This is a genomic window from Pyxidicoccus caerfyrddinensis (assembly GCF_010894405.1).
GTDB lineage: Bacteria > Myxococcota > Myxococcia > Myxococcales > Myxococcaceae > Myxococcus > Myxococcus caerfyrddinensis.
The window spans coordinates 148,484-175,037 of the sequence record NZ_JAAIYA010000028.1 but is presented as its reverse complement, the minus strand read 5'-3'; the positions used below and the strand labels follow the sequence as shown (position 1 = coordinate 175,037).

The window sequence follows — 26,554 nt, the reverse complement described above, 5'->3', positions numbered from 1 at the left end:
CCGAAGGCTCGTTACCGAGGCACGCGCCGCAACCTCTTTGACCTCAGGCGACTCGCGGTCGTCCAAAACCTCGAGGTCGCCGCGCGCTACCAGCACGCGGCGTGACCTAACCTGTTCGGCGCTCTAGCGCATCCTGTGCAGGGTGAGCACCTGGGTGAACGTCCTGTCCCCATTGGGGGTGGTGCTCAGCACGCCACCCACTCCCAGATAGTCGCCCGTGCCACCGATGATGGGGATGAGCGAGGTGCCGGTCTCCGCCTCGCGGCCCGCGACGGTGATGGTGCCGTCGGCCATGGTGAGCGTCCACTGGCACTCGCTGAACTGGCCAGGCAACGTCCGGATGCAGTAGCCGCTGTTGGAGCCAATGGTCTCCCGGGCCTCGTTCAGCAGGGGCTGGTCGAAGACGAACATGTCGCCCGGCGAGTCCCCTGGCGCTCCAAGGTCCACCGGTGAGGCAATGCCACTGCGGGCATCCGCGATGGTGGTCAGCGTGTTGGTTTCCTCCGCGTGGGCGCTGGAACAACCCAGCAGCTGTGCGGCGGCGGGTACCGCGAGAACGGCCATGAAGCTCAGCTTGCGCATCGTGTCTCTCCTTGGGATTGGATCTGCTTGGGTCGGGCGGGTGTGAACCAGGCCGGGACTCATCTTCAAGCGCTGACGCCGCTCGCGAGCTTCGATTTGGCCATGAACTGCGAGAACGCGCCCAGGAATTCTTCCATGGACACCGTGCCGCTCCTGTCGAGGTCGCACAGCTGCAAGAACGCGTCGACTTCGTCGTCGTGGTAGCCCTTCTCGCGGAACTTGCTCATCACCTCCGACACGTCCAGGACGCCGTCCTTGTTCGTGTCGATCTCAGTGAAGATCTGGAACATCGAGTCCCTCATCATCGACTTCAGGATCGCGTCGCGGAGCTCGAACTCCAGCACGTCCAGGAAGCTCCCTTCGGGCGTCGACAAGAGCCACGGTGCCATCGTCGTCGACCGGAGCACCGTCACCGTGGAGCCCGGCGACGACGAGACGCCGAGGCGCCGCTTGAAATCCTCGATGAACGTCTTCCCGTAGTGCTCCTCGCTGAAATCGGTGGTGCTCACGATCATCCCGTAGCCATAGATCTCGTCCCCGGGATCGATGCTCAGGAGATCGTAGACGGCCTTGTTCAACCGGTTTGCCTGCTCCAGATTCGTGTTGAGCGAGCCATCCGGGTTCCTGAAGTTCACGGCATAGGTCAAGATGTTCTGATCCGGTCCGAGCTCGGGAAGGAGCGCCATGGCCTCGGGATCCGACAAGAGCTCGTCTACGCTTCTTCGGTTGATGCGCTCGTGGATGAACCGCACCTCTGCCTCGACGTCGCTACCCGAGACCTCCGCCGGGAGCCGTGGCCCCGTGAGTCAGGGAACATGTCGCCTCGGCTGACGTGCCAAGCTGGCCGACCGGGGCGAGTACGTGGCCAGCGAGGCGAGCTTCTTTTGCGCCCATGCGCCGCTGTCACCGTAGCTGGGGCGAGAGTTGTTCCAGCAGTCCCCGGGCATCTTGGAGGTCCACGGCCTGAGGTTCCACTCTGGCACCATGGCAGGCTCTCACCAACCTCCTGCGGGCCTGCTCCTTCTTTCCCTGGTCGCGCAGCAGCCGCGACAAGGAAACCGTCGCCCGCAGTTCGAGAAGCGCGGCCCGCTGGCGGCGGGCCTCGATGCGGGCCCGGAGGAGGCACCGCATCGCCTCAGCGTGCATGCCGCGCAACCACAGCAGCTCGCCCCGGGTCCGGTGAAGCTCGGGCACGAGGAAGCGAATCCCTCTCTCTTTCATGGCGTCCAGAGCCTCCTCCACCGAGGCCAACCCCTCCCGTACCTGTCCCAAGCTCCCCAGGACCTCCGCGAGCAGGCTCTGGAAGTAGGGAACAAAGAGCCAGCTCTCCATCCGCCGCCACTGCTCGAGAGCGTCGCGCATGACTTCGACTCCCTCCTGACGCAGCCCCAGCTCTGCCATTGCCCATCCTCGAAGTACCCTCGCCGCCTGTTCCATGGGCTTGAGCCCCGTCCTGGACGCCAGGGACATGCCTTCCTCTGCCCACTCCAAGGCATGCCGGGCATCCCGCTGGAACCGAGCGATGCCCGCCAGAAAGATCAGCGCATAGACCAGGGTCGCGGGCTGATTCAGCTCTCTGGCTCGCGTCAGGGCCGCGAGGCCAGACCGCCATGCCTGCTGCACGTCGCCCAAGAACAGCCGCATGTAACAAATGAAGATGGCATCTTCCACCTGCGACTCGAAATAGAGCGGAGCGATGGGGGCATCCAGGTACATGTCTTCGCTGGAGAGCGCCCTCGCCCGGTCGATCAGCTCCAGACTCCTGACGAGTTCTCCCCTTTCACGGAGGATGATCGCCAGGAATCGGTAGGCCCGGGCAGTCAGCGCTGCATCCTCCCGTTTTCTGCCCAGGGACAGGAGCCGCTCCGCCAGCTCGCTCGCCGGCAAGAGGTGCCCCCCGACGATGAAGTAGTTGCACAACCACATCCACAACTGGTCGAGGTACGGGAGGGACTCTCCCTCCCGGTCGAACAGCTCCAGCGTGCGAGCGTGGATCTGCTTTATCTCAGGCACGTCGTAGCCCTGGGTCCGCATCAGCGAGATGCCGAGTGCATTGAGGAGCTGCATCTCCTCGGCACTCCGTTGCGATGCGTCCGGAAGCGCGCGTAACAGCGCCAGCGCGTGCCTCACATGGTCGATGGCTTCCAGGATTGCCCAGCGCTGGAAGGCGAGCTCCACGGCCCGCGTACGGTAGCGAAGTGCCACGACCTTCTCCCCCGCCGCGGTGTAGTGGTGGGCGAGCACCTCGGGCCGGGTGTCCACCACATCGGGGAACCGCACCTCCAGGACGTGGGCGATGTGCCGGTGGAACTCCCGCCGCCGCCGACGCGGAAGGGAGCCCCATGCCACCTCCTGCAGAAGCGCATGGTGGAACTGATAGCCAGGCTCGGAGGAGTCGTCCTGCGCCAGGATTCCGGCCGTCACCAGCGCCTCGAGGTCCTCTCGCAGCTCGGCTTCGCTCCGTCGCGTGAGTGCGGCGAGCAGGGGTCGAGTGAAGCGGCGGCCCACCCCGGCTCCGAACCAGAGCAACAGCCGCTGCCGGGGCGGGAGCGCGTCGAGCCGGCTCGCGAGGAGCTCATGGAGGGTGACCGGGATTGACGCAGGGTCGCAGTGGAGAGCCTGGCGGGTCATCTCCACGATGAAGAGTGGGATGCAATCCGTTCTCGCCACCAACTGTGAGACCGTCGCCTCCGGCAGCATCCGCTCCCGAGCCGCCTCCCGCACCAGGTGCGCAGCGGACTCCTCCGACAACCGGCCGAGCTCCAGGCGATGGAGCCCCAACCGTGGCGCCCAGGGGAGCTGGAACCCGGTGCGCGCGCTGAGCACGACCAGGAGCCGCTCCCGGCTGACGGAGCCCAACAGGCCTTCGAGCAGCTCCAGGGTGGACGGGTCCGACCAATGCAGGTCCTCCAACACGGCAAGCACGGGCCCGCGCTCCGTCATTCGCGAGAGCAAGGCCCGAAGAGCCTCAAGAATCTTCTGCCTTTCCTCCCGCTGCGGGTCCACTGGCTGCATCGGCGGTGAGGCCTCCTCAGCCGGCGCTGGCGACAGCAGGGAGATGAGACCGTCGACGTGCCGTGACTCCAATCTCCCATCGCCGAGCATGCCGAGGGCCTCCAGCCGCGACAGGAGCTGGCCCTTGAGCTCCCACGGCTGTAGCGCCCGAGGCTCGAGCTGGAGGAGACGCCACAACAGTTCGATGACTGGAGCGAAGGTGCTGCTGCCGAGCTGTTCCCAGCACTGCGCCTGGAAGAGGAAGGCGGGTTCCGGGGAAGCGCGGCCGAGCAGTTCCTGGATGAGGCGGGACTTGCCGATACCTGCCTCGCCGGAAACGAACACGAAGGAGCCCCGGCCTTCCTGAGCCTCCGCCCAGCGTCCGAGCAACGCCTGGAGCTCGCGCTCCCTTCCGACCAGGCGGGTGAGGGTCCCGGTGGCGAGTACCCGCTGGAAGCGAGTCACCGCCTTCCGCTCGCGCAGCACGCGCCAGGAGTCAGGGAGGTCCAAGGGCTCGGTGTCGAAGGTGCCGAGCACCCGCTCCCTCGTGGTCCCGCCGAGGACCACGCCTCCGGGGCCCGCCTGCTCCGCCAGCCGAGAGGCCCTCCGGGGCGCCTCGCCCTGGATGGCGGGGCCTGCTCCGGGTGTCCCCTGGGAGGGGACGGTGAAGACCATCGAGTCGGTGTGGATTCCCACCGCCACGCGGAGGGAGGGGCCCGGGCCGCGGGCAGGCTGTTCCCGGAAGTACCTCTGCAAGTCGAGTCCCGCGCGTACCGCGCGCTCGGAGTCGTCCTCGCGGGCTACCGGATAACCGAAGCAGGCGAGAACCTCATCTCCGAGGAGATGGGTGACGAAGCCCCCATGTCGCAGAATGACCTGCGAGCACCCGCGGTGGAAATCCTCCTCCATCTCGAGGGCGTCCTCGGGGTCGAGGCGCTCGGAGAGACGAGACCGCCCCACCAGCCTGCACGACACGAGCGTTACCTTCCGGTACTGGGTTCCCAGTGCATGGGGCTCCGCACGCCACGGCCCGAGCTGTTGCTCCAACCGCCGCAACCACTCGGCCAACGTGGCCGCGCGGGACAGCCGCCGAGGTGCCTCTTTCTCCAGCAGCGCGGCCACGAGCTGTGCGACTTCCCTGGGCACCTCCGGGGCTCGCTCCCGAACCGAGGGCACTGGCTCGGAAGCGATCACCCCGGCACGCAACTTCTCCAGACTGGGGCCTGCATAGGGCAGCTCGCCGGTCAGGAATTCGTAGAGCATCACCCCCATGGACCAGAGGTCGGTGCGCGCATCCTGGGGTTCCCCCCTCCACTGCTCCGGTGCCATGTACGCGGGCGTTCCGGCCATCGGACGATGAGGCACGCCTGCGCCTCCGAGGTCCATGAGTTGAGCCAGTCCAAAGTCGAGCAGCTTTACCGCGCCCTCCCGGGTCAAGAAGACATTGCTCGGCTTGAGGTCCCGGTGGATGAGGGAGCGCTCATGCGCATGTGCCAGCCCCCTGGCCACGCAATGAAAGATGCTCAGCGTGCGCAGCAGCCCCGGCCGCTCCCGCTTCAGCAGCGAGCCGAGCGACTCCCCCTCCAGGCACTCCATGACGAGATAGGGGACGTAAGGCGCTCCTGGTGCATCGCGCCACTCGCCGATATCGAAAATGCGAACGATGTTTTCATGGTCCAGCCCGGCGATGGCCCGCGCTTCCTGACGCAGCATCGCGACGAGCGCTTCTTCCGTCTCTCCCGTGCCAGGTGGCATGAGGAACTTGAGGGCTACGACACGCTGCAGTTCCTCGTCCCACGCGCGGAAGACCTGCCCCATGGCACCGCCACCCAGCGCGTCGATGATTTCGAACCGGAGCCCGTCCCGGCCTCCGAGCCGTGTCCCAACCGCTGGCACCCGGAAGTGCCGCCGTGAGGTCCGGGCGATTTCCTTCAGGAACGCGTCATTGAAGTCCTCGAGTTCCTCCGTGCGCTCCCCCATGGGCCGCTCCTCGCGCCTATGAAAGAAGATAGGGTCTCGCCGCCTGCCTCCGTCAGGCACGAAGGGGAAGTGCGCGCGACGGTGCGCCCCAACGCTCAACTCCAGGCCGAGCGACACAGCCATCGAGCAGCAACTGGCGAAGAGGAACACGTGCGGCGACACCTTGGCCGTCTGCTGCTCCAGCAGGCGGGTAGACGAGTCCTCTTCTCACCCGTCAATCAGCGCGCCCCTCCCGCTGCTCCGTGACGCGACCGCCGTGCGGCTCATAGAGCGTGCGTGCGCTGTTCGCCTTGAGGAATTCCTCCGCGAGGCAGGGGCCGCCGCCCCAGGGCATGACCTTGCGCCAGATCTCGTTCCTGCGGTACCAGGCCCCTTCGTGGCGCTCGAACCGGTGGTTCTTCTCGAATACCGAGTAGACGTGCTCGGGCTGCCGGTCCGCCCTGAGGTCCCCCCAAAGGTCGACGTCCGTCATCCACAGGCGCAGTTGGAAGGTGGCCGGCGTGTCGTTCCTGAACTGGAGATCCACGTAGTTGTAGAAGATGGCGGCGCCCGTGCCGAACGGGATGGAGCGGTTCTGGTCCGGGAAGGGGTCGAAGCTGTGGTTGCTCCGCTCGACGACGGTCAGCGGGCTGTGCAGGACGAGCCAGTGGATCATGTTGGCGAGCTGGCAGATGCCGCCACCCACACCCGGCCGCACCTTGCCTCGTGAAAGCTCCATGCTTTCCACATACCCTCTCGCCCGGGTCGGGCGGCCTACGAGCTGGCAGAAGGAGAACGTCTCACCCGGCCTGATCAGGACGTCCGTCAGCGCCGGGATGGCGATGGCCAGGTTCTTGACCTTGTTGTGCTGGAGCCACATCTCGCTCTCGCCCAGCTGCTTCAAGAGCCGAGAGGCATGTCGCTTGACCCGGAAGGGCAGAGGCAGCTCCTGACGCACCGAGCACCAGCGCGCCGGGCCGAGGTACCAATCCGCGTACCTCCTGGCGCGATTCTTCCACACGGCCGCCTGGTAGAGGGCGGGGTGAAGCTCGCTGAGTCGCGCGGGTGGGCGAATGCCCAGGGACTGCAACAATGCACGAATCATCCCGCGCTCCTCGATAGGGCAGCAGCTTTCACATTGTTGAAGGGACAGCCCTGGGGCTGCTGGGCACGATATCCCCCGGTGATGTCTACCTCCAACCCTTCGAGCGGTCAGACTGCCTGGGTCGAAGCGCGCGTGTGACGTGAGGTGAGGGGAGGGCCCCGGGACTCTGGCGACAGGTCCCGGGGCCTTCTTCGTCTCGCTCCGCCCGAGAGGGATGCGGAGCGGGACGGGTGCGGCTACGGGACGACGTAGATGTCGCCGTTCGTCTGTACGACTGCACCGCCCACGACGTTGTAGACGTCGAAGAGGTCGGCGCTCTTGAAGCTCGCGCCCGCCGGCACCGCGGCCAGGGCCGGCGAGAGGGTCAGTTGCGTCAGCGAGGCGCTCACGAAGGTATTGCCGGAGACCGTGACGAGGTTGTCCGCGGGCAGGTTGCCGCTGTTCACGCTGGTGTCGGGCCGCAGCCACATGCCGGAGAGGAGCTGGTTGAAGGCGGCCGAGCCGTGGAGCGGCGAGCTGGTGATGGTGACGCCCATCGTGGTGTCACCGGGAGAGACCACGGTGCTGACCGTTCCGACGATGGAGATGAGCGGGGTGTGGCCGCCCGCTGCGTAGTGCGTCTGATTGTTGTTGTTGATGATGAGCTGGCCGTACGCCACGTCGCGGTGCTTGAGGAACACCGTGCCCGCGCCGCCGTCGCTGTACGTGGCGCTGACGCCCGTGCCTCCTCGCGCCTGCACCTGGGCGTTGGTCGTCGGGAGCGGATAGGTGAGGGCGCCGACGAAGCTCGAAGCCCCGCCCGCGCTGACCAGCGCAATCCGGCCGCCACCGCCCGCGCGCACGTTTCCGAGCGAGCTCGAGGTCTTGGCGTTCGCCCCGTTGGCGTTGATGGAGCCATTCCAGCCCGTGGTGTCGAAGCCTCCGCAGTGCAGGGAGACCGAGCCACCCGCGGCTCCGAACTCGGAGCCGGTGATCACCGCGCCGGCCTTGATGAGCGAGCTGCCACCCAGCGTGCAGGCTCCGGAGGCATTGAGCCGGAAGACACCGCCCCCGTTGCTCCGGTAGGAGAGGTACGACGGCGAGCCGCCCGTGGTCGCAGCGGCGCCACCGGGATACCGCGGGTCCCGATAGTCATCGTAGGCCATGCCGCGAACCGCCCCGGCAGCGTAGCCGCCACCGACGCCGCCGTGGCCCGCGCCGTAGCCGTTCGCCACGCCCGTCGCGGCCAGGGGGCCATTCGCCCCGAAGCCCCAGGCCGTCAGCGGCGCGCCCTGGGGATCGCACGCCATCGGATAGCCCAGCCCCGCGACATCCACCGAGCCTCCCGTGAGGCTGAAGGTGTCCGAGAGCGTCAGGTTGAGCCCGTACACCACTGCCGCGACCGGCGATGTCTTGAAAATCGGGGGGTAGTGCTTGAGGACGCCCGCGGTCTGCGAATAGCGCGCCGCCGTCAGCGCGTTGGTGGTCAGCGTGCCGCCCGACACGACCACGTCGCTGGACGCGACGATGGAGGGCACGGTGAGCGAGCCGCCCGTCACCGACACGTTGTCCGCGACGAGCGTGGCGCCCGCCACCGGAGGCATCGCCTGGGTGCTCTGCACGACATCCACCGTCCCGCCCGCGTACTGGATGCGGCCCGTCCGGTTGCTCGTCGTGTCGAAGAGCACCAGGCCGTTCACGGTCATCGTGCTCGCTCCGGGGTTGGTCGTGTTGCCCGACAGGACGTAGATGTCACCGTTGGTCTCGAGCAGCGCATTGCCGAGCACGTCGAGGTGGTCCAGCACGTCCACGCTCCGGAAGACCGCACCCGCGGGGACGTCGGCGGGGAGGGCGCTGGTCGTCAGGCTGCCCACCGCGTTGGTCGTGACGCTCACCAGGTTGGACGGGTCGAGCAGCGCTCCGCTCCCGGCGCTGATGTCGGGCCGCAGCCAGCCGCCCGCGAACACCCCGTTGTAGGCCGCCGACGACGAGGGCGTCGTGTTCTGCGTGAGCGCGGGGTTGTTGTTCAGCGGCGCACCGGCGTTCTCGTAGTAGGTCGCGTTGAGGCTGGTGCTGGCGACGGAGACCGGGAGCAGGGTGGCGCCCGCGGCGACGTTGGCGGTGAGGGTGCCGGCAATCGCGGGCAGCCGCGTCGTCCCTTCGTTCTGGTAATGCGCGGGTGAGTTGTTCGCGATGATGAGGTCGCCGTACGTCAGGCCGCTGTGCTTGAGGTAGAGGGTCCCCGCGCCGCCCGCGCCCATCACATAGCTGGAGTTGGCCGGCGCGCCGCCGAAGGCGTGCACCCGGGCGGTAAGGTTCGTCGGCGGATAGCTCACCGCGCCGGTGAGAGTCGCCGCGTCACCGGTGCTGACCAGCGCGATGCGGCCCCCGCCGCCAGCGCCCATCGGGATGGAGGAGTTTCCCGCGCTGCGGCCTCCGTCGGCGTTGAGGCTTCCCGTCCACCCCGTCGAGGTGATGCCCCGGCAGCGGAGGTTGATGGAGCCTCCGGCGCCATTGTAGGGAGAGGTCGCGATGATGGAGGCGGTGCCAGCCAGCACGCAGGTCCCCGACGAGGTGATGCGCGCGACGCCACCCCCGTGGAAGCCCGAGTAGGTGCTGTTGGTGGCGCCGGGATACTTCGGGTCGCGGTAGTCGCCATACGTCGGTCCCGCATTGCCGGCGTGGGCGTTGCTGGCCGCGGTCATGTTGATGCGGAAGTTGCCGGAGCCCATGCCGCCGTGGCTGGCGCCGTACCGCTCGTTGGTCCCGGCCAGCGCTGACGACGGCACGCCGTTGGCGCTGAAGCTGACCAGCCCGTTGCCGCTGCACGAGCCATTGGCAAGGCAAGTCATGCCGTAGCCCTTGCTGTCGGTATTGACCGCGCCACCCAGGAGGTTCCACGAGCCCGTGTTGATGTCCAGCTTGTACATGGCGGCGTTGGTGGCCTGCAGGTGCGTCACCGTGCCGCCGGTGATGAAGACGTCACCGAAGGTCTGCCCCACCGTGGTGGCATCGAACGTCACCGTGCCGCCCGTGATGTAGAGGTTCCGGCCCCCCGCGTGGCTGCCGGTGATGGTGACGTTGCCCGTGGTGACGGTGGTGCCGCAGGCGCCGGTGCAAGCGGGGCCGCCGTCGAACCTGCTCGAATCGAACGTGACGTCCGCCGTGTCCGGCAGCGTCACGGTGCCGTTCGCATCGGTGACGGTGGCGGAGAACGTCGTCGGCACGGCCAGCGCCGTGGAGCTCTTCGCCGTGACGACGTAGCTCCCGGCTCCCGAGTCCACCGCCGTCAGGCAGGTCGCGGACGGAGCATTGACGGTGCAGGCCGAGGTGCCCGGGCCGCCCAGGGCAACGAGCCCGTCGCTGCTCAGCACCTCGACGTGAAGCCCCGACCCCAGGGGCGCTCCATTCGAGTCGCGAGGCGTGACGGTGAGGGTGACGTAGGCGAGCCCGTCCGAAGGCGCGAAGGTCGCGGACGCGAGGAGTTGCGGCTGCGGCGAGGTCAGGGCGGAACACGACTGCGCGGAGTCGCCCGCGGCTGCGTGCTTCCCCTCGTCCTGGGGTGGAGGTGAACAGCCAATCAACGCGAGCACGAGCCAGACGGCTGGCGTACCTGAAAGTGACGGACGCATGGAGCTTCTCCCTTGAATGTGGAACAGCGGCCGGCTGACCGTGCTTCAGCCCTGGGCGCGGGCTGCCTGTATGCTTCAACCGGGTTGCAAAAAGGAAGAAGTCACTAGCTCTGGAGCTTCGCGGGCGCGTCCAGCGGCAAGCCGGCGGCAACCGGCAATGCGCCACTACAACGCGGGCACCGTCCAGCCTCGTGGGTAGATGAGGTAGGCCGTGCCTCCGGAGCGTGAGAGCCACAGCGGCTCCAGCTCCGAGCGGAGGTAGGTGCGCCGCACGGCGGAGTCGCTGGCGCCAGCCGGGTCGTTCACCACGGCGTTGCCGGCCGCGTCGAAGCCGGCGAGCACGATGAGGTGCCCCGCGGTGGAAGGGATGGGCGCGCCGGTCAGCTCCCCCTTGCCCCACGCGACGCTGAGGATGGCCGGCACCCCGGCGGAGAGCCACGGCTCCAATTGGGCGAAGCTCGTGAAGCGCGCCACATGGGCCTGGAAGCCCTGACGGGCCGCGTACGCCGTGTTGAAGGGCCAGTTGCCATGCCCGCCGTAGTACCAATCATAGACACCGCTGACGGTCGCCCGCACGGCCGGCTCGCATCCGCTGGTGTCTCCGGTCCAGTACTTCAACACCATGGCCGTGGACGTGGGGCTGCACCAGACCTCGCCGCCGTCCGGGTAGACCATCTGCGAGCACTGCGGCACCGCGAGCACCTGGTTCCACCGGGCGGGGTTGCCGGGCGGGACGGTGGGCCGGCTCTCCGGCGAGGTGGAGGTGGTGAGCGCGCTGGCGTGCAGGGTGGGCGTGGCCACGCCATCCACGCTGAACAGGCGCGTCTTCACCTGCCACGCGCTCGCGGCCGCCTTCTTGGAGGTGACGAGCAGCGTGTCGATGGCGACCCGCGCCACCGTGTCCGCCTGCGAGTCCACCGAGTGGCGCCTCACCGGGGAGGCATCCGAGGCCCACACGCCCAGGCTGAACCACTTCGTCCACGCGCCGCTCACCTGCACGCGGATGAGGGTCTCCACCCAGGTGCCCGTGGGAGTGGTGGCCTCCCACGAGGCGATGGCCTCGCGGAAGCCGAACGCGCTGCTGATGATGGGGCTGGTGGCCTCGCCCTGAACGAACGCGCCGCCGTTGTAATACGTGCCCCCGTAGTAGCCGCCCGGCCCGTAGGGGTCCGTGCCGGACCAGGCCTGGCCCGGGAACAGCTGAAGGGTGCCATCCGCCGCCCGGCTCACTCCGCTGAGCTGCCAGCTGAGGAAGTCGCCCCGGCTCGCTGCCCAGCGGGTAGAGGCGCTCTGGCCCGCTGTGGCCATCGCGGGGACGAGTGCGAGTGTCGTGACGAGCAGCGCGAGTACGGCGGACCTGGACTTCCTCATGGTGCCTCCGGGGTATTCAGGTCAGACGGTTATTGCGTGTTTGCTGCCCGGACGCAGCCCCTGCTTCCTCGTGGGCCTGCGGCCGAGGCTCTTGTGTAGACTTTCGTCAATGAGCTCTGTCTCAACGGTTCGCTGGGTCCTGTGGGGCTTGCTGGTGATGCTGCAGGGGCTCGCGACGGCCCGTCCTCCAGAGGTCCTCGCTCCCGCCGTGGGCGGCTCCGTCTATGCGCCGCTCATGCTCTTCCAGGCACTGGGGCTGCCTGTCTTCGCAAGGGGAGAGTCGGGCGGCTGGGCGCCGCCCTCGGTGCTCGGCTGGGTCCTGGTGGCCGTCGTGTGGGCCGCCGTGTGGTGGGGCGTGGTGTCGCTCGTGCTTCGCGCCTGGCCCTCGGCGGGCCTGCTCAGGTCCCGTTGATGAGCCGGAGGGCCAGGTTCGGGTCGAACTGGCCCGCCGGGGTGTTGGGCGCGATGCCGCACTGCCCGTCCGAATCACCCGGGACCTTGACCCACAACAGCATGTCGGCGCCGCCACCCACCTGTGACGTCACTCCCAGCTTGCGCCCGGCCGGGTTGCACCATTCGCCGTTGGAGCCATTGCCGTTGCGGCTGGTGTCCACCACGAAGGACTTCGTGTACCCGTAGCGGCTGGACAGCGAGGCATTGACGGAGCCGCCGTAGGACGTGGACTGGGCCGTCGTGTAGTAGTTCGACACGTTGAGGGAGAAGCCGCGGATGTTGCGCACGCCCGCCGACTCCAACCGCTGCGCCATGACGTCCGCGGCAATCCACTGGGCATTGCCGCCGTCCAGGTAGGCCCAGGTGTTCGGAGCCTTGTCGCGCAGTTGCTCGGTGGCGTAGCGCAGCAGGCCCAGTCGCGTCTGGCGCTCAGTGTCGCTGGAGAGGCAGTCGAGCTGGGCGACGGCATCCGGCTCAATCACGACCACCGCGGGGCGGCTGCCAATCGCCGCCGCGAAGGAGGCAATCCACGCGCGGTAGGCGTCCGGGCTGCCCGCGCCGCCCGAGGAGTGGCTGCCGCAGTCGCGGCCCGGGATGTTGTAGGCCACGAGCACCGGCAGCTTGTCGGCTGCGTCCGCGGCGCCGACGAAGCCGGACACCGCGCTGGTGATGTCAGGGTTCCAGTTCCCGAACCAGCGGGCCATCGGCTTGCTGGCAATGGAGGCCTGGATGCTCGCCGCCCGGCTGTCACCGGAATGGCTGTTCACCCACGTGGCCGGGTTGGATAGGGGGTCCACGTAGAAGCCGCTCGTCATGCCCAGCGGATTGCCCTCCGTGCTGAGCGACACGTCGTCGAGCCGGAAGGTGAACGCGCCCTGGCCGCCGAGCTGGAAGGTGACCTGTCCCTGTGCGGTGCCCAGGTTCGAGGTGAAGGGGAAGGTGAAGCGCTTCGCCGTGGACGTGAGTGAGATTCGCTGGTCCAGGGGCGCGGTGTACGGAGCGACTCCGAGCTGCACCGTGACGCGCACCGTGACGGGCGTGGACGACGAGGCCGTGAAGGCCAGGGTATAGGCCTGGGCGTTGTTGAGGGGAATTCCGTCCTGGCCCAGCAGCGCGTCCCAGGGGTTCGCCGTTCCCCCCGTGACGTCGGCGCGAAGCAGGGCGTTCTCCACGCGGAGTTGCGTGTTGGCGCCCTGCCACCACGGAGCCACCGTGCCCGAGTTGAACGTGCCGTTGGAAACGAGCTCGTTCAGCGATTGGGCTGCGATGGAGTCCGGGCCCGCCTCGGCGGGGGTGTCCACCGTGCTCGAAGTGGACGGCCCGCATGCCATGGCGACCCAGGCCAGCGCCGCGCCCAGCAGCGCGGCGCGGTTGCGGAGAAACACACGGGAGACTTCCAGCGGAAGACGGGGCCTGCGCACGGTTTCCATGAGGGGCGGTCCATGTTCTCGGGGGGAAGAGCCAGACGCTTCGAGGCACGGTGCCTCGCATCAACAGGACACACATCATGGTGCAACGGCGCATTTTTGCCCTGGGCTCGGAGGCCGTGCGGAACGCGGCCCTGACCCGGCATCTTGTCACCCGCAGTGAACTCCTGGCAGCCTGTGGGAGAACCCTGCTCGGAGGAGCACGACACGATGAAGCGATTCCTGATGACCCTGGTGGTAGGCCTGTGGGTGGGCGCGTGCGGTGGAGTGATGACGGGCGATGAGCCGGGGGCGGAGGCCACGCCGCTGGAGCAGGCCGACCAGGCGCTGCGCTGTGGCTTCTGCGGCGACAACTACTGCTGTCCCGGTGTCGAGTCGAGCGCCACCTGCCCGAACGACTGCGGGCAGCCCTTCTGCGGCGATGGCGTCTGCAATACCAACGAGTCCAGCGCCACCTGCCCGAACGACTGCGGCGTTGCGCATGTCTGCGGCGATGGTGTCTGCAACGGGGGGGAGACCGGCGCCACCTGTCCCACCGACTGCGGCTCTCAGTACTGCGGCGACGGCATCTGCAGCACGGGAGAGGGCCACATCAGCTGCCCCGCCGACTGCCCCTGCGGACCGGGGAAGTGCTGGTAGCGGTGTGACGTGTGCGCCGGGGCCCGGTACCTCGGGGCTCCGGCCACGCGGGACTGCTTCAGTCCGCGGGGCTCGAGGTGGCAGGGCGAGCGGGCGGGAAGACGGGCAGATAGCACCGCCCGTCGTACGTGTAGCCGTTCTCGTCGCAGTCCTTCTGGGCCAGGTCCAGCCTCAGCCAACAGCCGCCATTGAGGGACACCTGCCCCCTGCGTGGGCATCGGCCGGTGGCATCTGGCCGCTGCTGTCCAGGGAGCGGCTTGGGTGGCACGTCCACGGCGATGGTCGACCACACGGACGGTGCCGCGTTGGAGGGCAATGGTGCCGTCAGGGCTGAGTCCCCGACGGCTACGGTGCCACCGTCCTTCTCATCCACCTGCGCCGAGACGGGCGCGTCTCCGGGCCACGTACTCAGCAGCCAGGCGACTCCCAGCATCAGTGGGGCTCCCACGCCGGCCGCGATGCTCCAGTGTCGTCTACGTCCACTCCGGGCCTGGAGCGAAACGCGCCGCGAGGATGCACTCACGTCCACGGGCCGCGCCGCCTCCAGGTTGAAGAGAGGCACATCCGCCTCCGGCCCCGCCTCGCATGCGGCCTCGTTCAGCGCCCCGGCCAGCTCGTGTGCGTTGCCACGCGCCTCCGGATGCACGGACATCATTCGGGCAATGAGGTTGCTCAGCTCCACGCAGCAGCGGCCGTTGAGGACTCGTGGAGCGCGGGGACCCGGGCCCTTCAGGCTCCAGACGCGAGCTCCGTCGACCGTCAGCCCCAGTGAGGGAGGGTACTCGCCAGTCACCAATCGCCAGGCGGTGACGCCCAGTGCGAAGACGTCATCCGCGGGCCCGGGTGCGTAGGGCACGGCCGGGGCAGGGGCGGGGGGCATCACGGTGCGCCACGCCTCAGGCGAGCGGTATGCCGGCGTTCCAGGAGGGAAGGGAGGCCAGCTCAGCGTGGCGGCGCCCACGTAGTGGCCGGAGCCGAAGTCGGTCAGGAAGACCTGACCATCCGCATTCCTCACGAGAATGTTGTCGCCCTTCACGTCCCTGTGAACGCCCCCTGCTGCATGCGTGGCCTCCAGCGCTTGCGCGAGCCGGGCGAGGAGTGAGAGCACCTGTCGGGAGGTGGGCCGGTGCTGCCTCGCCCAGTCATAGAGAGACCTGCCTTCGACCCACTCCATGGCGAGGTAGGGGTAGGCAATGCCAGCCGGGTCCTGCCATTCGCCGTGCCCCACGAGGCGAGGAACGTTCGGATGATGGAGGCGGGAGAGCAGCTCCGCCTCGCGCGCGAAGCGTTCATCCCGAGGATGCAGGGCCAGCTTGAGTGCGACAGGCGCCGTGGTGCCCTCCGTTCCGATGGCGCGATAGACGGCGCCGTGGGCTCCACATCCACGCCGTTCCAGCACGCGCCACGGCCCCACCCGTGTGCCCAGGTGAAGCCGTGCCGGGTTGAGATATCCAGGCGCCATGCGTGTCTCGCGAAGGGGGCCGCGGTCAATCCGCGCGCCGCGAGCGTACCCCAGCCTCGGTACCTGTCAGCGAGACCTGCGGGTTTGCCGCATGGGAGTAGCCTGGTTCCTCTGTCGCTTCCCAACGACCTCGCCCGAGCAGCCCCACCGCGCGTCCAGGGCATGGGGACGTTCCCGGTGCGGGCCCATGCCGTCGTGGAGGGGTGGTGAGGTCCATGGGCGAGGTGCGGGAGAAGAGCCCGCACTTTGCCTTCAAGAACGTGGCTCCGTTCGTGGCGTTCCGGATGCGGCCGAGGAATGAGCGGGGCGCCTCGGCCCCGCCTCGTCCTCGGCCCGTCCTCCGGTGTGCTTCAGGGGCAGGTGCAGCCGCCACCACACGCGTGCTCACGGTAGCAGGCGACGCTGCCACATGCGGCGGCGCACAGCTCCGACGTGTTGTAGTACCGGCGAGTGGTATCGCAATACCACTTGAGCGGGCAGATGGCCTGCTGCGTGACGTCCCCCTCGGGGAGCTGCGCATCCACGGAAATGGACTCGGATGCGGGAGCCTGTTCGGGCTCGGACATGTCGCCGCCGCAGCCCGCCATGGAGAGGGTGAGGCCCGCGAAGACAGCCAGCAATGAAGAGGTGAGTCGCATTGGAAGAGCTCCTGGGTTCCACGAGGTTGGATTGCAGTTGCCAGGTTTTTCTGGCTTTCACAGCTTACGCCAGGTGCGGACGTAGCTGGAGTCGCTTCCGCCGGAGGAAGCGGTGAAGCCCGGACTTCACGGGCACACCCAGATGGTGCCGTTGCAGAGGCAGGCCGCGGGCCTGCCGACCATGGAGCACTGCTGAATCGCCCCCTGGGTCTGACACGCCGTGGAGTCGATGTCCGCGCAGTTCGGCCTGAGGGCGAGTTGCTCGGTCGTCGGCGCGTGCTCCTCGGACTGGAGCTCGGCCTCGGGCCCACCACAGCCCAGCAGGGACACACTGAACATCACCGCTACCGCGACGAAGACATTCTTCACGAGACACCTCGGACGGGTTGAGTGAGACGGCTCAAGCCATCCCAGGCTCTCTCGCCAGTCTGACATGTCTCGTGGCCGCCCTGGCCTGCTGACGAGCAGCGCCGCGTTGACGGCGTCCCTCAGGGGAGCGTGAGCAGGTCCATCAGGAAGTCCACCACCGTCTCGAATGGGCCCATCGCGCCGGGGAGTGGCGCCCCGGGTGCGGAGGACTGCACCGGTGGCGGCGGGGGCTGCCAGCGGGGCAGGCTCTCCGCGCAGTGTGCGCAGGCGAGCCCGGTGGTGACGCGCGTGGCCTTCTCGAACGGGTAGCGGTCCTTGCAGCCCACGCAGACGAACTGGAGTGACTGCGTGCCGGGCCGGCGCTGCGGTTCCCGCTGGGCGCGCCGGAGCTGGTTGTCGGTGACGAAGCACCCCGCGCAGGTGATGCAGGACAGCAGCTCGAGGCCGTCCACCCGCGCGGACCACAGCAGCCCCGCGCAGCCCGGACAGCGCCCGACGGGATGGTCCCGGGTCAGCTCGGGAGCCCCCCGCGCCCCGGAAACGGGGGCGAGCTCGTCCCGGTCGACCCACGTCGCCTCGCACGAGAGGCAACGGTCGAGCTCCAGGCGACCGTGGAACAGCACCTGCAACGGCTGGGAACAGGAAGGACAGGTTCGAGCGGGCATCGCGGCTGCGGGCGAGCGTAGCAGGGGATGCGCCCGGGTGCCCCGTCCCCCTGCGTTGATGGCGACCGCGAGGTTCGCCATGCAGCCCTCGCACTGCGGGTCTTCTGGCGCGGGCATCGCGCCCGGAGACCCCATGCGTCATGCGCTTCGCGGGCCCGTCAGCGCGCCGCGCCCTGCGTCAGCTCAAGGAGCTGGTCGGTCAGCCCCTGCCAGTCCTCCGTAGGGCCGAGGGGCTCCAGGCTGATGTGAACCCTGCCGTGCCGCTGACGCTTGCGCCCATCGGCATCGAGGTGTCGGACTACTCGCAGCCCCTGCCGTCGCGGTCGGGCACCCAGTTGCAGTCGAAGGTGTGCACCTCGCCAGCGGCGCGGCCGCGTCCGGGGCCCGAGCCGAGCATGGTGTTCCAGAAGCGCGAGAGCACCGCGTTGAGGGAGTGGGCCTCGCCGCTCGGGGGCGTGGTGCTGTAGAGCAGCGCCCCGTGCACGTTCGGCTCAGTCGAGCCGTCGGCGCGCTGCACGACGGGGTCGCTCGGCGCATAGAGCCACTTCATGCGCGACGACGTGTTCCTGCCGGTGATGCTCATCGCCCGGTTCATGGTCTCCACCCACGTGGCGCGGACGGCGAGCTCGGCCGGGGTGTTGGTCGCCGACAGGTACGGCAGGCCGGAGTTGGACATGTAGAGCTGGTCCTGCCGGTTCTGCCAGACGAGGGTGGGCAGGTCGAAGCCTCCCTCGGACTCCGGCGCGGTAAGGATGTCGTAGAGCACGGGGCCGCTGATGCACTCGTGAGGCGGGTGCACGGGGTCTCCAGGCGTCCGCGCCGCCACGCAGGACGGCGTGAGCGAGGACCGCCACGTCGTCGTCAGCTGGCCGAAGGCCTCCAGGCCCGAGCCGATGCCCAGCACGGGGTAGTCGGGCTCGTCCCAGTCGAGCGGGATGTAGCCGGCGCCGGGGAAGACGAGCAGCCGCCCCTGCTTCGCCGCCCTGGGGAGCCGTCGCACGACGCGGTGGGTGTTGTTGAAGGCGCCGAAGCCGCCCGCCGAGCCTCCACGCCAGAGCACGCGCAGCGGCTTGCTGTCGTCCAGGCCATAGCGCTCCACGAGCACCGCGAGCATCGCCTCCACGTTGAGGGCGCCCATGTACCGCCAGTCCCGCTTCGTGCCCTTGTAGGTGATGTCGGGCGCGTCCAGGGCGGTGCCCGTCCACAGGTCGCTCGAGCAGTAGTGTCCGAGCACGTCGATGGCGCCGCTGAAGTCGTCGGGCTTCGCGGGAGCGCTCTCGCGCAGGGCACGGTCGGCGGGCAGGTTCACTGACGAGACGAGGTCGATGTCCCGGTTGCCGCAGCCTCCGTAGGGGCTGGTGCTGTCGAACGCGCAGAAGCCGCCGCCCTCCAGGCGGAGGACCCACTGCGTGAGGGGACTGCCGTCGGGCGGCGCGGGAGGAAAGGTGACCTCGAAGACGAACTCGTCGCCCACGTTGCAGCGTGCTTCCGTCCAGCGGGTGTCGCGGAGCGCGGGGCGCACGGTCTCCGTCAGCCGCCGGTTGGGATTGCCGGCGCGAGTGCATGAGGAGACGTCGTAGCCATTGCCCGAGGCCCGGCAGGTGGCGGAGCCGCCGGCCCACACGGCCGCGAGGCCGGCGCAGGCGACGGAGGTGCCCGGGGTGCACACCGCCGCCTTCGCTTCAGGGAGGGTGACTCCGTCGTTCGACGTGCCCGTGGTGTCGCTGGGGTTCTTCAGGGGCGGTTCTCCCGCACCGCAGGCGATGCAGGCGAGGAGGGTGGGGAGCAGGAGTGGGAAGGAGCGCATGCCCCGTCAACCCTCGCTCCGCCGTGAAGTTGCGGTGCGCCCGGCTCGACACGATGGCATGTGGCCTCGCTCGGAGACGGGCGCGTTCCGGGCCCTGGCCGGGACTCAGGGACCCGTCATGGACACGCTGTCGAGTCGCGGCCCGCCGGTTGGGCGTCAATCCCAAGTACCTCTACAAGCTCATCAAGGACATCGAGGCCGAGGCCGCTGACGCGGAGGGCTGAAGCCTTGCACGCCGGCTGCCGTCTTCCTGATGCAGTGGAGCGGCCCGGGCAAGGCGCCGGGGCGTGCTCCCCGGTGCCTCGTTTTCAGCTGCGCGGCTTCGTCACACGTTCAACTAGATACAGTCAGCGTAGCAAGGGTCGAAGCATGCGGTGTTGGTGGCGGAGCCGCACTGCTGACGACAGAATCGGGTGCAGATGCAGGCGTCGGTGTCACATGCCTGGGCGCTCACGTTTGAATCGGTCGACGGCTGCTCGCTCACGGGCGCCTGCGACTCATCGGGCACGGGTCCTCCGCAGCCAACCATCAGCCCGAGGACCGCCACGGCCGCCAGCCAGGTTCCTGCTCGCTTCATGTTCCCCATCCCTTTTGAGTTGCGCGGAAGTGCGCGGCCAGGAATCTAGACGGAATCTGGCAATTCGCGAATAGACGTAATGTTTTTCAAAGCTCGCGCCGCATGGACTCGAAGCCGGACTCAATGCCGAACCCGGTTGGCATGCCACGCCTCCGACCGGATACCGTATGCGCCACCATGAATGATTCCAGGGGTTCCCGGCAGGACAGTGGGTTCATCTTGGGCATGCTCTCCGGTGGCGTGCTCGGCTTCTTCGTCACCGCGCTCGTGCTCGGCGTGGGCGGCTACGCATGGCTGAAGAAGAAGGAGCGCGACGTCCGGAAGGGCTGGAACCTGGTTCCCGCGGTCGTCGCGGCCGTGGACCTGGCCGAGGGCACCGTCGTCGGATTTGAAAACATCTCCCAGCGCTCGGTGCCCGAGCAGTTCATCACCAGCTCGGTGGTCAGGCCGGACAGCGCCAGCTACATCGTGAACCAGCGCATCCTCGTGCCCGTGCAGGCGGGCGACCTGATGCTGTGGAGCCAGTTCGAGACGACGAAGCGGGACCTCTATCTCGTGGCGGTGCGAGACATCCCGGTCGGCGCGAAGCTGAAGGAGGAGGACCTGGAGCCCAAGGGGATGGACCCGAACACCCTGACGCCGTCCTACGTGAAGGATGCCGAGCGCCCGCAAGTCACGGGCCGGCCCGTCATTGCCGCCTTCCGCAAGGGCGACCCCATCCTCTGGACCCACTTCCGGAATGAGCCTCCGCCAGTCACTGGCGCCTCGGCTCCCTAGCCGGCCCCAGCGCGGGGAGCATTCGAAGCAGCTGTCTGGAGTTGACGAAGCGAGCGCGAAGGACGCGCTAAGGTGCCGCCCATGCGCGGTGAATGGACCTTTGCGACGAAACTCCTCGCGGCCGTGGGCGTCGTGGGTGCGGCGGGCTTTCTCCTCGCGTTGGACCTGGAGCGCCGTGACGTCCGGATGGTGACCAAGGCGCTGCCCATGCTCTGTCTGCTCCTGTGGCTGTGGCCGCCCCGGGAGCGCTATCCCCGATGGATCTTCTCCGGGCTCGTGCTCTCGCTGCTCGGAGACCTGCTGCTGGAGCTGGGGCCGACTTCGTTCCTGCCGGGCCTGGGGGCCTTCCTGCTGGCCCACGTGAGCTATGCCGTCGCGTACCTCACCGTGTCGCGAAGCCCCCGTCTGGCGCGGGCGCTTCCCTTCGCGCTGCTGGGCGTGGGTGCCGGCGTGTTCCTGTGGCCGGGCCTCGGGAACCTGGCGCTGCCCGTGACGCTCTATGTCGCCGTCATCTGCGTGATGGGCTGGCGCTCGGCGGCCATGGTGGGGAGCCCGGTGCTGGCGCGGCGAGCGCAGTGGATTGCGCTCGCTGGCGCGCTGATGTTCGCCGTCAGTGACGGGCTGCTCGCCGTGAAGCTCTTCGTGCGCCCACTGCCCGGCGCGAGCTACGGCATCATGTTGCTCTACTGGGCCGCGCAAGCCTGTATCGCCGTCTCGGCTCGCGAGTCCCTGGCTTCACCCTCCAGCGTTTCCTCTCCGGGGCTCGTGTCACCGGGCGCCTGAAGCGAGGCCCGGTACGTCAGGGGAATGCCGCCTGCGAGCGCTCGTCGAAGTGACGGTCCATCGTGTGTCGACCCCGCTGAGTCAGCTCCTCCGTGCTCGCATCATCAGGGGCCAGGTCAGTGCGGGGAGGACACGTCCGGCTGCGAGTCCGAGGCGCGCGGTGCGGGAAGTGGCCGCATCGGTTCGCGCTGCCCTTGCGTGAGGAGGTGCAGCTTCAGCTGGTGCCGGGCCCGGCGCTCTCGCTTGAGGAAGAGCTTGTAGAGGTACTCGGAACCCAGGGCGAGCCGCTCCGTCAGGGGAAGCTCTCGCACTTCGTGCAGCAGGTTCGCCGACAGCTCGGCCCGCCGCCGGAGGATGGCGTTGCCACAGGCGGAGGCCGCCGCACGCCAGGGGCCCTCCGGCCGGTCCACCAGGGCGCGCACGTGCGCCATCAGCGGGCCCGCGGCGGCTTCGTCTCCGGCGCGCAACAGCATCACCGGCGAGCGGTGGGGCTCTGTCGTCTGGGCGCAGAGCTGGACCAGCACCGTGTCGAGCGAATCATCGACGAGCAGCATGGCGCCGCCGGTGGCCGGACGCGCTTCGGGTGTGTCCACGACCCAGCCGCCGGTGTTGTACACGCGCACGCGTGAGCCGAGCTCCGGCAGCGCCACCTCTTCCGCCAGCGGGTGGTGGGTGTGTCCGTAGATGAAGATCTGCTCGGTGGGGAAGGGATGATTGCGGGCGCCCAGCTCCCGAGCCACCTCCGTCGCGAGCGGCCCTTTCAGGTAGTTGATGACGCCGTCGTCCACCTGTTGCCGGGAGTCGAGCGACTGGCGCACGTCGTTCTCCTCGATGAGGTCCAGGGCTCGCAGGAGAAAGGGCAACAGCAGGCGCTGGCGCAGGCGGCGGCCAAACTTCCGGCCTTTCAGCGAGACCAGCGCTCCGGCCAGGCGGCTGGCGAGCAGGACCTTTCCCGGGTCCGTCTTGAGCATGTCGTAGCTGCGTCGCACCCCCGCACCCACCCGGCCCTCGCGGCCGAGGCTGGACCAGAGGAAGTCGATCCACGCCGCGTTGTCCGTCTCCAACTGGGCAATCGTCGGTGCCTCCTCCGCCTCGCCGTAGATGGCCCGGGCCAGGGGCGTCATCAGCAGGTAGACGTCATCGGCGAAGTGGCCGTGGTGGGCGAGCAGCATCCGTTGTTGCCGGATGACGCCCATGTTCGGGTAGCCCACCACCACCCGCAGGTCGGGGTGGGTGGGATGGCGGTGACGCAGCATGCGCGTGAGCAGCGCGTTCTCGGTGGGCTGCTGCTCGGGGAGTGCCCCGGGAGCGGGGTGGAGCTCCGCGAAGATGAGGGTCGTCGGCGCGGAGGCTTCGAGCGGGTCATCCGGCGAGACGCGCATCATTCGCTGGGCGACGAGCTCGTCACGCGTCCCCGTCCACAGCTCGTGGTCGTGGTTGCCGGGGATGAAGACGATGGTGGGGGAGAAGAGCGCCTCGCCGTTCGCTGGAAAGAGCCGGCTGATGAACTGGTCGAACCCGTCGAGCGCGACGTGGGTGGGCGCGAGTGCGAGCTCGAAGATGTCGCCGACCAGGACGAGGTCGGGCTTGATGCCGGGAGGGTTGGCCCGCGCGACATCGCGCAAGCACGCCACCAGGCCGTCCAGCGCGTCGTTGGCCATGAGCGGCCGCGTGGCGCCATTGCTGGTCGGGTCGCTCAGTAGACTGTTGCGCTCCCCGAAGTGCAGGTCCGACAGGAAGACGTAGTGGATGGCGGCCATGTGTTCCCCCGAGGGGGACGAAATAGCCATCCGCGCGTGCTCCGAACAACCCGACCGGACGGACGATGGCGCAGCCGCCTGGCTCCGGCGCCAGGCTCGGATGACCCATGGCCGCGGCGGGTGTGCCGCCTCCCCGCGAGGCATCTTTTTCTTCCTCTCCACGACAATGGAAGGCTGACCGGTGTGGCCAGCCTGGAGGGGGAAGTTCCCGATGCCGTTTCGCAAGTGGTTGCTGGGCAGCCTTGTCGTCGTGTGCGCGGGGTGTGAGCCCGCGCAGGTGGAGTCCGTGGAGCGCGAGAAGCCCACGGCCCAGGTCCAGGCCGAGCGGCTCGCCGAGGTGCGGGGCTTCGACCTCCGGGAGGCGGCGCTGGTGGCAGCGCCGGACGGAGCGGGGAGCCGGCACGAGCTGTACTTCCAGGGCGTGCCCATCTGGGGCCTGGAGGCGAAGACGGCGCACGGGGTGACGCACCTCACCAACGCCCGCTTCGCGGCGGCCGGACACATCGAGACGAAGCCCCACCTCACCCAGGCCCAGGCGGAGGCCGCCGCCCTGGCGGAGCTGAAGGACCCGACCGGGCGCGTGGAGGCCACCCGGCTGGTGCTCGTTCCGCGCGAGGAGCGCCGGCGCAGGCCGGGCGCCCCCGCCTCCGGGCGCCTCAACGCCGAGCACTTCGAGCGGGTGGTGACGGACCTGACGCTCATCTACCGGGTGCAGATGTCCACCGGTGAGCCCGGAGCCGAGCGGGGCTGGATGGCGCGGGTGGACGCCCGCTCCGGACGGGTGCTGCGGCGGGACTCGCTCGAGGTCAACCTGCTGGGCGACACCTACCGGAAGGGGACCGGCTATGGCTCCTACTCGGGCACCCGGTCCCTCTCCGTCCTCTACGTGAGCACCGACTCGCCCCCGAACTGGCTCAAGGACCCGCGCGGCAACGAGTACCAGTACGCGTACAGGGCCTCCGGCAGCCGGACCCTCTCCTATGCGACCTATCGGGGCCCCGACACGAACTTCGGCAACGGGCAGCTCTACTCGTCCAGCGCCGGTGCTGCCAGCGCCAACGGTGAGACGGCGGCCGTGGATGCCTACTACGCCGTGAACATGACGTGGAGCTTCTACGAGACGCTCCTCGCACGGAGCGGCCCCGGCGGAACAGGCAAGGGCATGCGCATCCAGGTGCACTACCCCGGCGACAACGCGTTCTACCTCGCCTACTCCAACCCCCCGTCCCTCCTCGTGGGCTACGACGGCTACCCCAGCAGCGCCAGCGTCTGGAGGCCCCTGGCGACCACCGACATCATCGGCCACGAGCTCGGCCACGATTTCTTCATGAGGGAGGTGGCCGGCCTCCCCTCGAACTTCCCACAAGGCACCTCGGAGCTGGCCGGGCTGAACGAGGGCTCGGGAGACATCAGCGGGTTCATGACCGAGCTCTGCCGCGACACCGAGCTCTCGGGCCGGGCCCTGCTCGACATCGACCAGACGCCCCTGCGGAGCTCCAACCTCACCGTCGGGGAGCAGGCAGTCGTCGGCGCCCGCAACATCCTCACCCCGCCGTACTCCGAGTGGTTCGACGGCATCGGCGACGAGGAGGAGCACGCCGCGGGAGGCCCCTTCGCCCGGATGTTCCTGCTGCTGGCCTGGGGCTGCCAGGCCATGCCGCCTCCCGGCGCTCCGACCACGGGCTGGCACTGCCCGCGGGTGCCCGGCGGCTTCACCGGCACCGGGCCCCTGGCCGCGTCACGCATCTGGGCCAGGACGGTGGAGGCGCTGCCCATGGGCGCCGACTACGTCCAGGCCCGCCAGGCGGCGCTCAGCGCGGCGATGGCCATGGACGGCTACGTGGGCGGCCCCCTGATGCGGAAGGTGGGCTTCGCGTTCGCGGCCATCAACGTGGGCTTCCCGCCCGAGAACACCCCGCCCGCGGCCACGCTGAGCTGCCAGCAGGTGGCCGCGGACCTCGAGTGCACGGGCACCATCGCCGACGGGCAGACGCCCAGCCCGTCCCCCAGGGCGCCGGTGCTGGTGCTGGACGGCACCAGCACCCACACGATGCCGGGCTGGCAGTTCACCTACCGCTTCCCGGGCCTCGCGGCCGGCAGCCACACCGTCCAGCTGAGGGCCTGGGATTTGTGGGACAACGAGGTCACCCGCACGGTGACGGTCTCCATCGACAAGACGCCGCCCCAGGCCTGGTTCACCCGCTCCGGCCCTCCGAAGCAGCCCCTGTTCTTCGTCTCGGCCAATGACGCCTCGGGCATCTCCTCGGTCGACTTCCTCCAGGGCACCACGCTGATGGCCTATGTGGCGGTGCCTCCCTATGAGTACGGGTTCGACACCTCGACGTGGGCCGACGGCACGTACCCCATGGTCATCAAGGTGTACGACACCTTCCTGAACGTCACCGCCTTCAACTACCCGCTGGGCGTGGACAACACCCCGCCCACGGTGGCGTTGGCCGTGGGCACGAGCGGCCCGCCCTTCGCCGTCACGGCCACCGTGGCGGACGCCTCGCCGCTGGTGCGCGCGGACTTCAAGGTGGACGGGGTGCTCATCGCCACCTATGCGACGTCCTCGGCGTCGTACCCGGCGCAGTACACGCCCGTGGACCCGCTGGCCCACAACCTCTACGTGGAGGTGACCGACTCCTTCGGCAACACGCGCGTGGTGGGGCAGGCGGCGCCCCGCGACTTGAAGCCGCCCGACGTCACCTTCAGCGTGAGCCAGACGGCCACCACGGTGACGCTCAACGTGGGCGTCTCCGACACCTGCGGCATCCAGTACCCGTATTCGCTGTACGTCGATGGCACCCTGAAGGCCCAGCCCACGACGGACAGCCACGTGCTGGACCTGGGCACCTCCGTGGCGCCCGGAGAGCACTCGTTCCGGGCCCTCGTCCAGGACGGGTGTGGGAACACGGCGGACTTCCAGGCGGCGTTCACGAAGTCCGCCTCCCCGCCCGTCATCACCGGCATCGTCCGCGACGACACCCAGCCCAAGAAGCCGAAGTTCACCGTCCAGTGCACGGACACCGACGGTGTGCACCATGTCGAGCTGCGGGAGAACGGCGTGGTGGTCCAGTCAGACAACACCGCGCCCTACGAGTTCGTGGTGGACACCACGGCGCGGACGGACGGGAGCTACACCGTGCTGTTCCATTGCTCCGACATCCACGGGGTGGCGAGCACGCCGGAGACCCGGACGGTGACGGCGGACAACACCGGCCCCGGCATCACCAGCTTCTCCGTCTACGGCTCGGGCCGCTCGTATCAGGTCCTGGCCGGCTGCGTGGACCCGCGGGGCGTCCAGTCCGTCACCCTGTCGGGCGGGCTGGTGACACCGACCTTCAACGTCACGCTGACGCAGGCGCCCTACGGCTACCAGTGGTTCATCCCCGGCACCACGCCCATCCAGAGCGACTTCCCGTTCTACGTCACGGCGAAGGACACCTGGGGCAACACGTCCACGCTCAGCCGCCGGTGCTACCTGAACACGGCCTCCACCCAGAACGCGTACCTGACCTGCCAGCCGCTCTGAGCCGGGAATGACGCGGGCCCGTGGCTCGGGCCCGCGTCTG

The 26,554-nt window shown here is 68.8% G+C and carries 18 protein-coding genes; 5 read left to right on the top strand and 13 right to left on the bottom strand.

The features are described 5' to 3' along the window. Positions 1–123 precede the first annotated feature (123 nt). The 6 genes from G4D86_RS43490 to G4D86_RS43465 form a co-directional block, all read right to left on the bottom strand. A complete protein-coding gene (locus G4D86_RS43490) occupies positions 124–582 on the bottom strand; it encodes an allene oxide cyclase barrel-like domain-containing protein (RefSeq protein ID WP_240360810.1) in 459 nt (152 codons plus the stop codon). 65 nt (positions 583–647) lie between these two features. Beyond that, positions 648–1,334: an EF-hand domain-containing protein gene (locus G4D86_RS43485; RefSeq protein WP_164000732.1), complete on the bottom strand. Its 687-nt coding sequence runs from the start codon at positions 1,332–1,334 to the stop codon at positions 648–650. Positions 1,335–1,485: 151 nt separating this feature from the next. Continuing rightward, the gene (locus tag G4D86_RS43480; protein WP_240360813.1) at positions 1,486–5,394 is read right to left on the bottom strand and encodes a protein kinase domain-containing protein; all 3,909 of its coding nucleotides are present in this window, start codon (positions 5,392–5,394) and stop codon (positions 1,486–1,488) included. A gap of 376 nt (positions 5,395–5,770) precedes the next feature. Next, on the bottom strand, positions 5,771–6,640 hold the full coding sequence (locus tag G4D86_RS43475; protein WP_164000728.1) for a VanW family protein: 870 nt from the start codon (positions 6,638–6,640) through the stop codon (positions 5,771–5,773). A gap of 236 nt (positions 6,641–6,876) precedes the next feature. Continuing rightward, positions 6,877–10,251, bottom strand: a complete 3,375-nt coding sequence (locus G4D86_RS43470; RefSeq protein WP_164000726.1) for a beta strand repeat-containing protein — start codon at positions 10,249–10,251, stop codon at positions 6,877–6,879. 165 nt (positions 10,252–10,416) lie between these two features. Beyond that, the gene (locus G4D86_RS43465) at positions 10,417–11,622 is read right to left on the bottom strand and encodes a peptidase C39 family protein (protein ID WP_164000724.1); all 1,206 of its coding nucleotides are present in this window, start codon (positions 11,620–11,622) and stop codon (positions 10,417–10,419) included. Positions 11,623–11,731: 109 nt separating this feature from the next. Here G4D86_RS43465 and G4D86_RS43460 point away from each other — a divergent pair, with 109 nt between their 5' ends. Continuing rightward, positions 11,732–12,034, top strand: coding sequence for a hypothetical protein (locus tag G4D86_RS43460; RefSeq protein ID WP_164000722.1), 303 nt, complete (start codon positions 11,732–11,734; stop codon positions 12,032–12,034). Here G4D86_RS43460 and G4D86_RS43455 read toward each other — a convergent pair. Further along, complete coding sequence (locus tag G4D86_RS43455; protein ID WP_164000749.1) at positions 12,021–13,406, bottom strand: glycoside hydrolase family 6 protein; 1,386 nt, start codon at positions 13,404–13,406, stop codon at positions 12,021–12,023. The genes G4D86_RS43460 and G4D86_RS43455 overlap by 14 nt on opposite strands. Positions 13,407–13,712: 306 nt before the next feature. Here G4D86_RS43455 and G4D86_RS43450 point away from each other — a divergent pair, with 306 nt between their 5' ends. Continuing rightward, a complete protein-coding gene (locus G4D86_RS43450) occupies positions 13,713–14,141 on the top strand; it encodes a tenascin-X (RefSeq protein ID WP_164000720.1) in 429 nt (142 codons plus the stop codon). 58 nt (positions 14,142–14,199) lie between these two features. Here the strand turns inward: G4D86_RS43450 and G4D86_RS43445 are convergent, their stop codons facing one another. From G4D86_RS43445 to G4D86_RS43425, 5 genes are all read right to left on the bottom strand, one after another. Next, on the bottom strand, positions 14,200–15,603 hold the full coding sequence (locus G4D86_RS43445) for a serine/threonine-protein kinase (protein WP_164000718.1): 1,404 nt from the start codon (positions 15,601–15,603) through the stop codon (positions 14,200–14,202). A gap of 350 nt (positions 15,604–15,953) precedes the next feature. Further along, positions 15,954–16,241: a hypothetical protein gene (locus G4D86_RS43440; protein WP_164000716.1), complete on the bottom strand. Its 288-nt coding sequence runs from the start codon at positions 16,239–16,241 to the stop codon at positions 15,954–15,956. 126 nt (positions 16,242–16,367) lie between these two features. Continuing rightward, on the bottom strand, positions 16,368–16,610 hold the full coding sequence (locus G4D86_RS43435) for a hypothetical protein (RefSeq protein ID WP_164000714.1): 243 nt from the start codon (positions 16,608–16,610) through the stop codon (positions 16,368–16,370). 119 nt (positions 16,611–16,729) lie between these two features. Then, on the bottom strand, positions 16,730–17,356 hold the full coding sequence (locus G4D86_RS43430) for a TFIIB-type zinc ribbon-containing protein (protein ID WP_164000696.1): 627 nt from the start codon (positions 17,354–17,356) through the stop codon (positions 16,730–16,732). Between the two features lie 217 nt (positions 17,357–17,573). After that, entirely contained in the window at positions 17,574–19,082 is a 1,509-nt protein-coding gene (locus tag G4D86_RS43425) for a pectin acetylesterase-family hydrolase (RefSeq protein WP_164000694.1), read from the bottom strand. An 802-nt stretch (positions 19,083–19,884) separates the two neighbouring features. Between G4D86_RS43425 and G4D86_RS43420 the strand changes: the two genes are divergently transcribed. Further along, the gene (locus G4D86_RS43420) at positions 19,885–20,436 is read left to right on the top strand and encodes an SAF domain-containing protein (protein WP_240360812.1); all 552 of its coding nucleotides are present in this window, start codon (positions 19,885–19,887) and stop codon (positions 20,434–20,436) included. 81 nt (positions 20,437–20,517) lie between these two features. Then, positions 20,518–21,219, top strand: coding sequence for a lysoplasmalogenase (locus G4D86_RS43415; RefSeq protein ID WP_164000687.1), 702 nt, complete (start codon positions 20,518–20,520; stop codon positions 21,217–21,219). Between the two features lie 116 nt (positions 21,220–21,335). On the opposite strand, the gene G4D86_RS43410 is transcribed toward G4D86_RS43415, so the two are convergent. After that, positions 21,336–23,009, bottom strand: coding sequence for a metallophosphoesterase (locus G4D86_RS43410; RefSeq protein WP_164000685.1), 1,674 nt, complete (start codon positions 23,007–23,009; stop codon positions 21,336–21,338). A 181-nt stretch (positions 23,010–23,190) separates the two neighbouring features. Here G4D86_RS43410 and G4D86_RS43405 point away from each other — a divergent pair, with 181 nt between their 5' ends. Next, the gene (locus G4D86_RS43405) at positions 23,191–26,514 is read left to right on the top strand and encodes an Ig-like domain-containing protein (protein WP_164000683.1); all 3,324 of its coding nucleotides are present in this window, start codon (positions 23,191–23,193) and stop codon (positions 26,512–26,514) included. Positions 26,515–26,554: the final 40 nt, after the last annotated feature.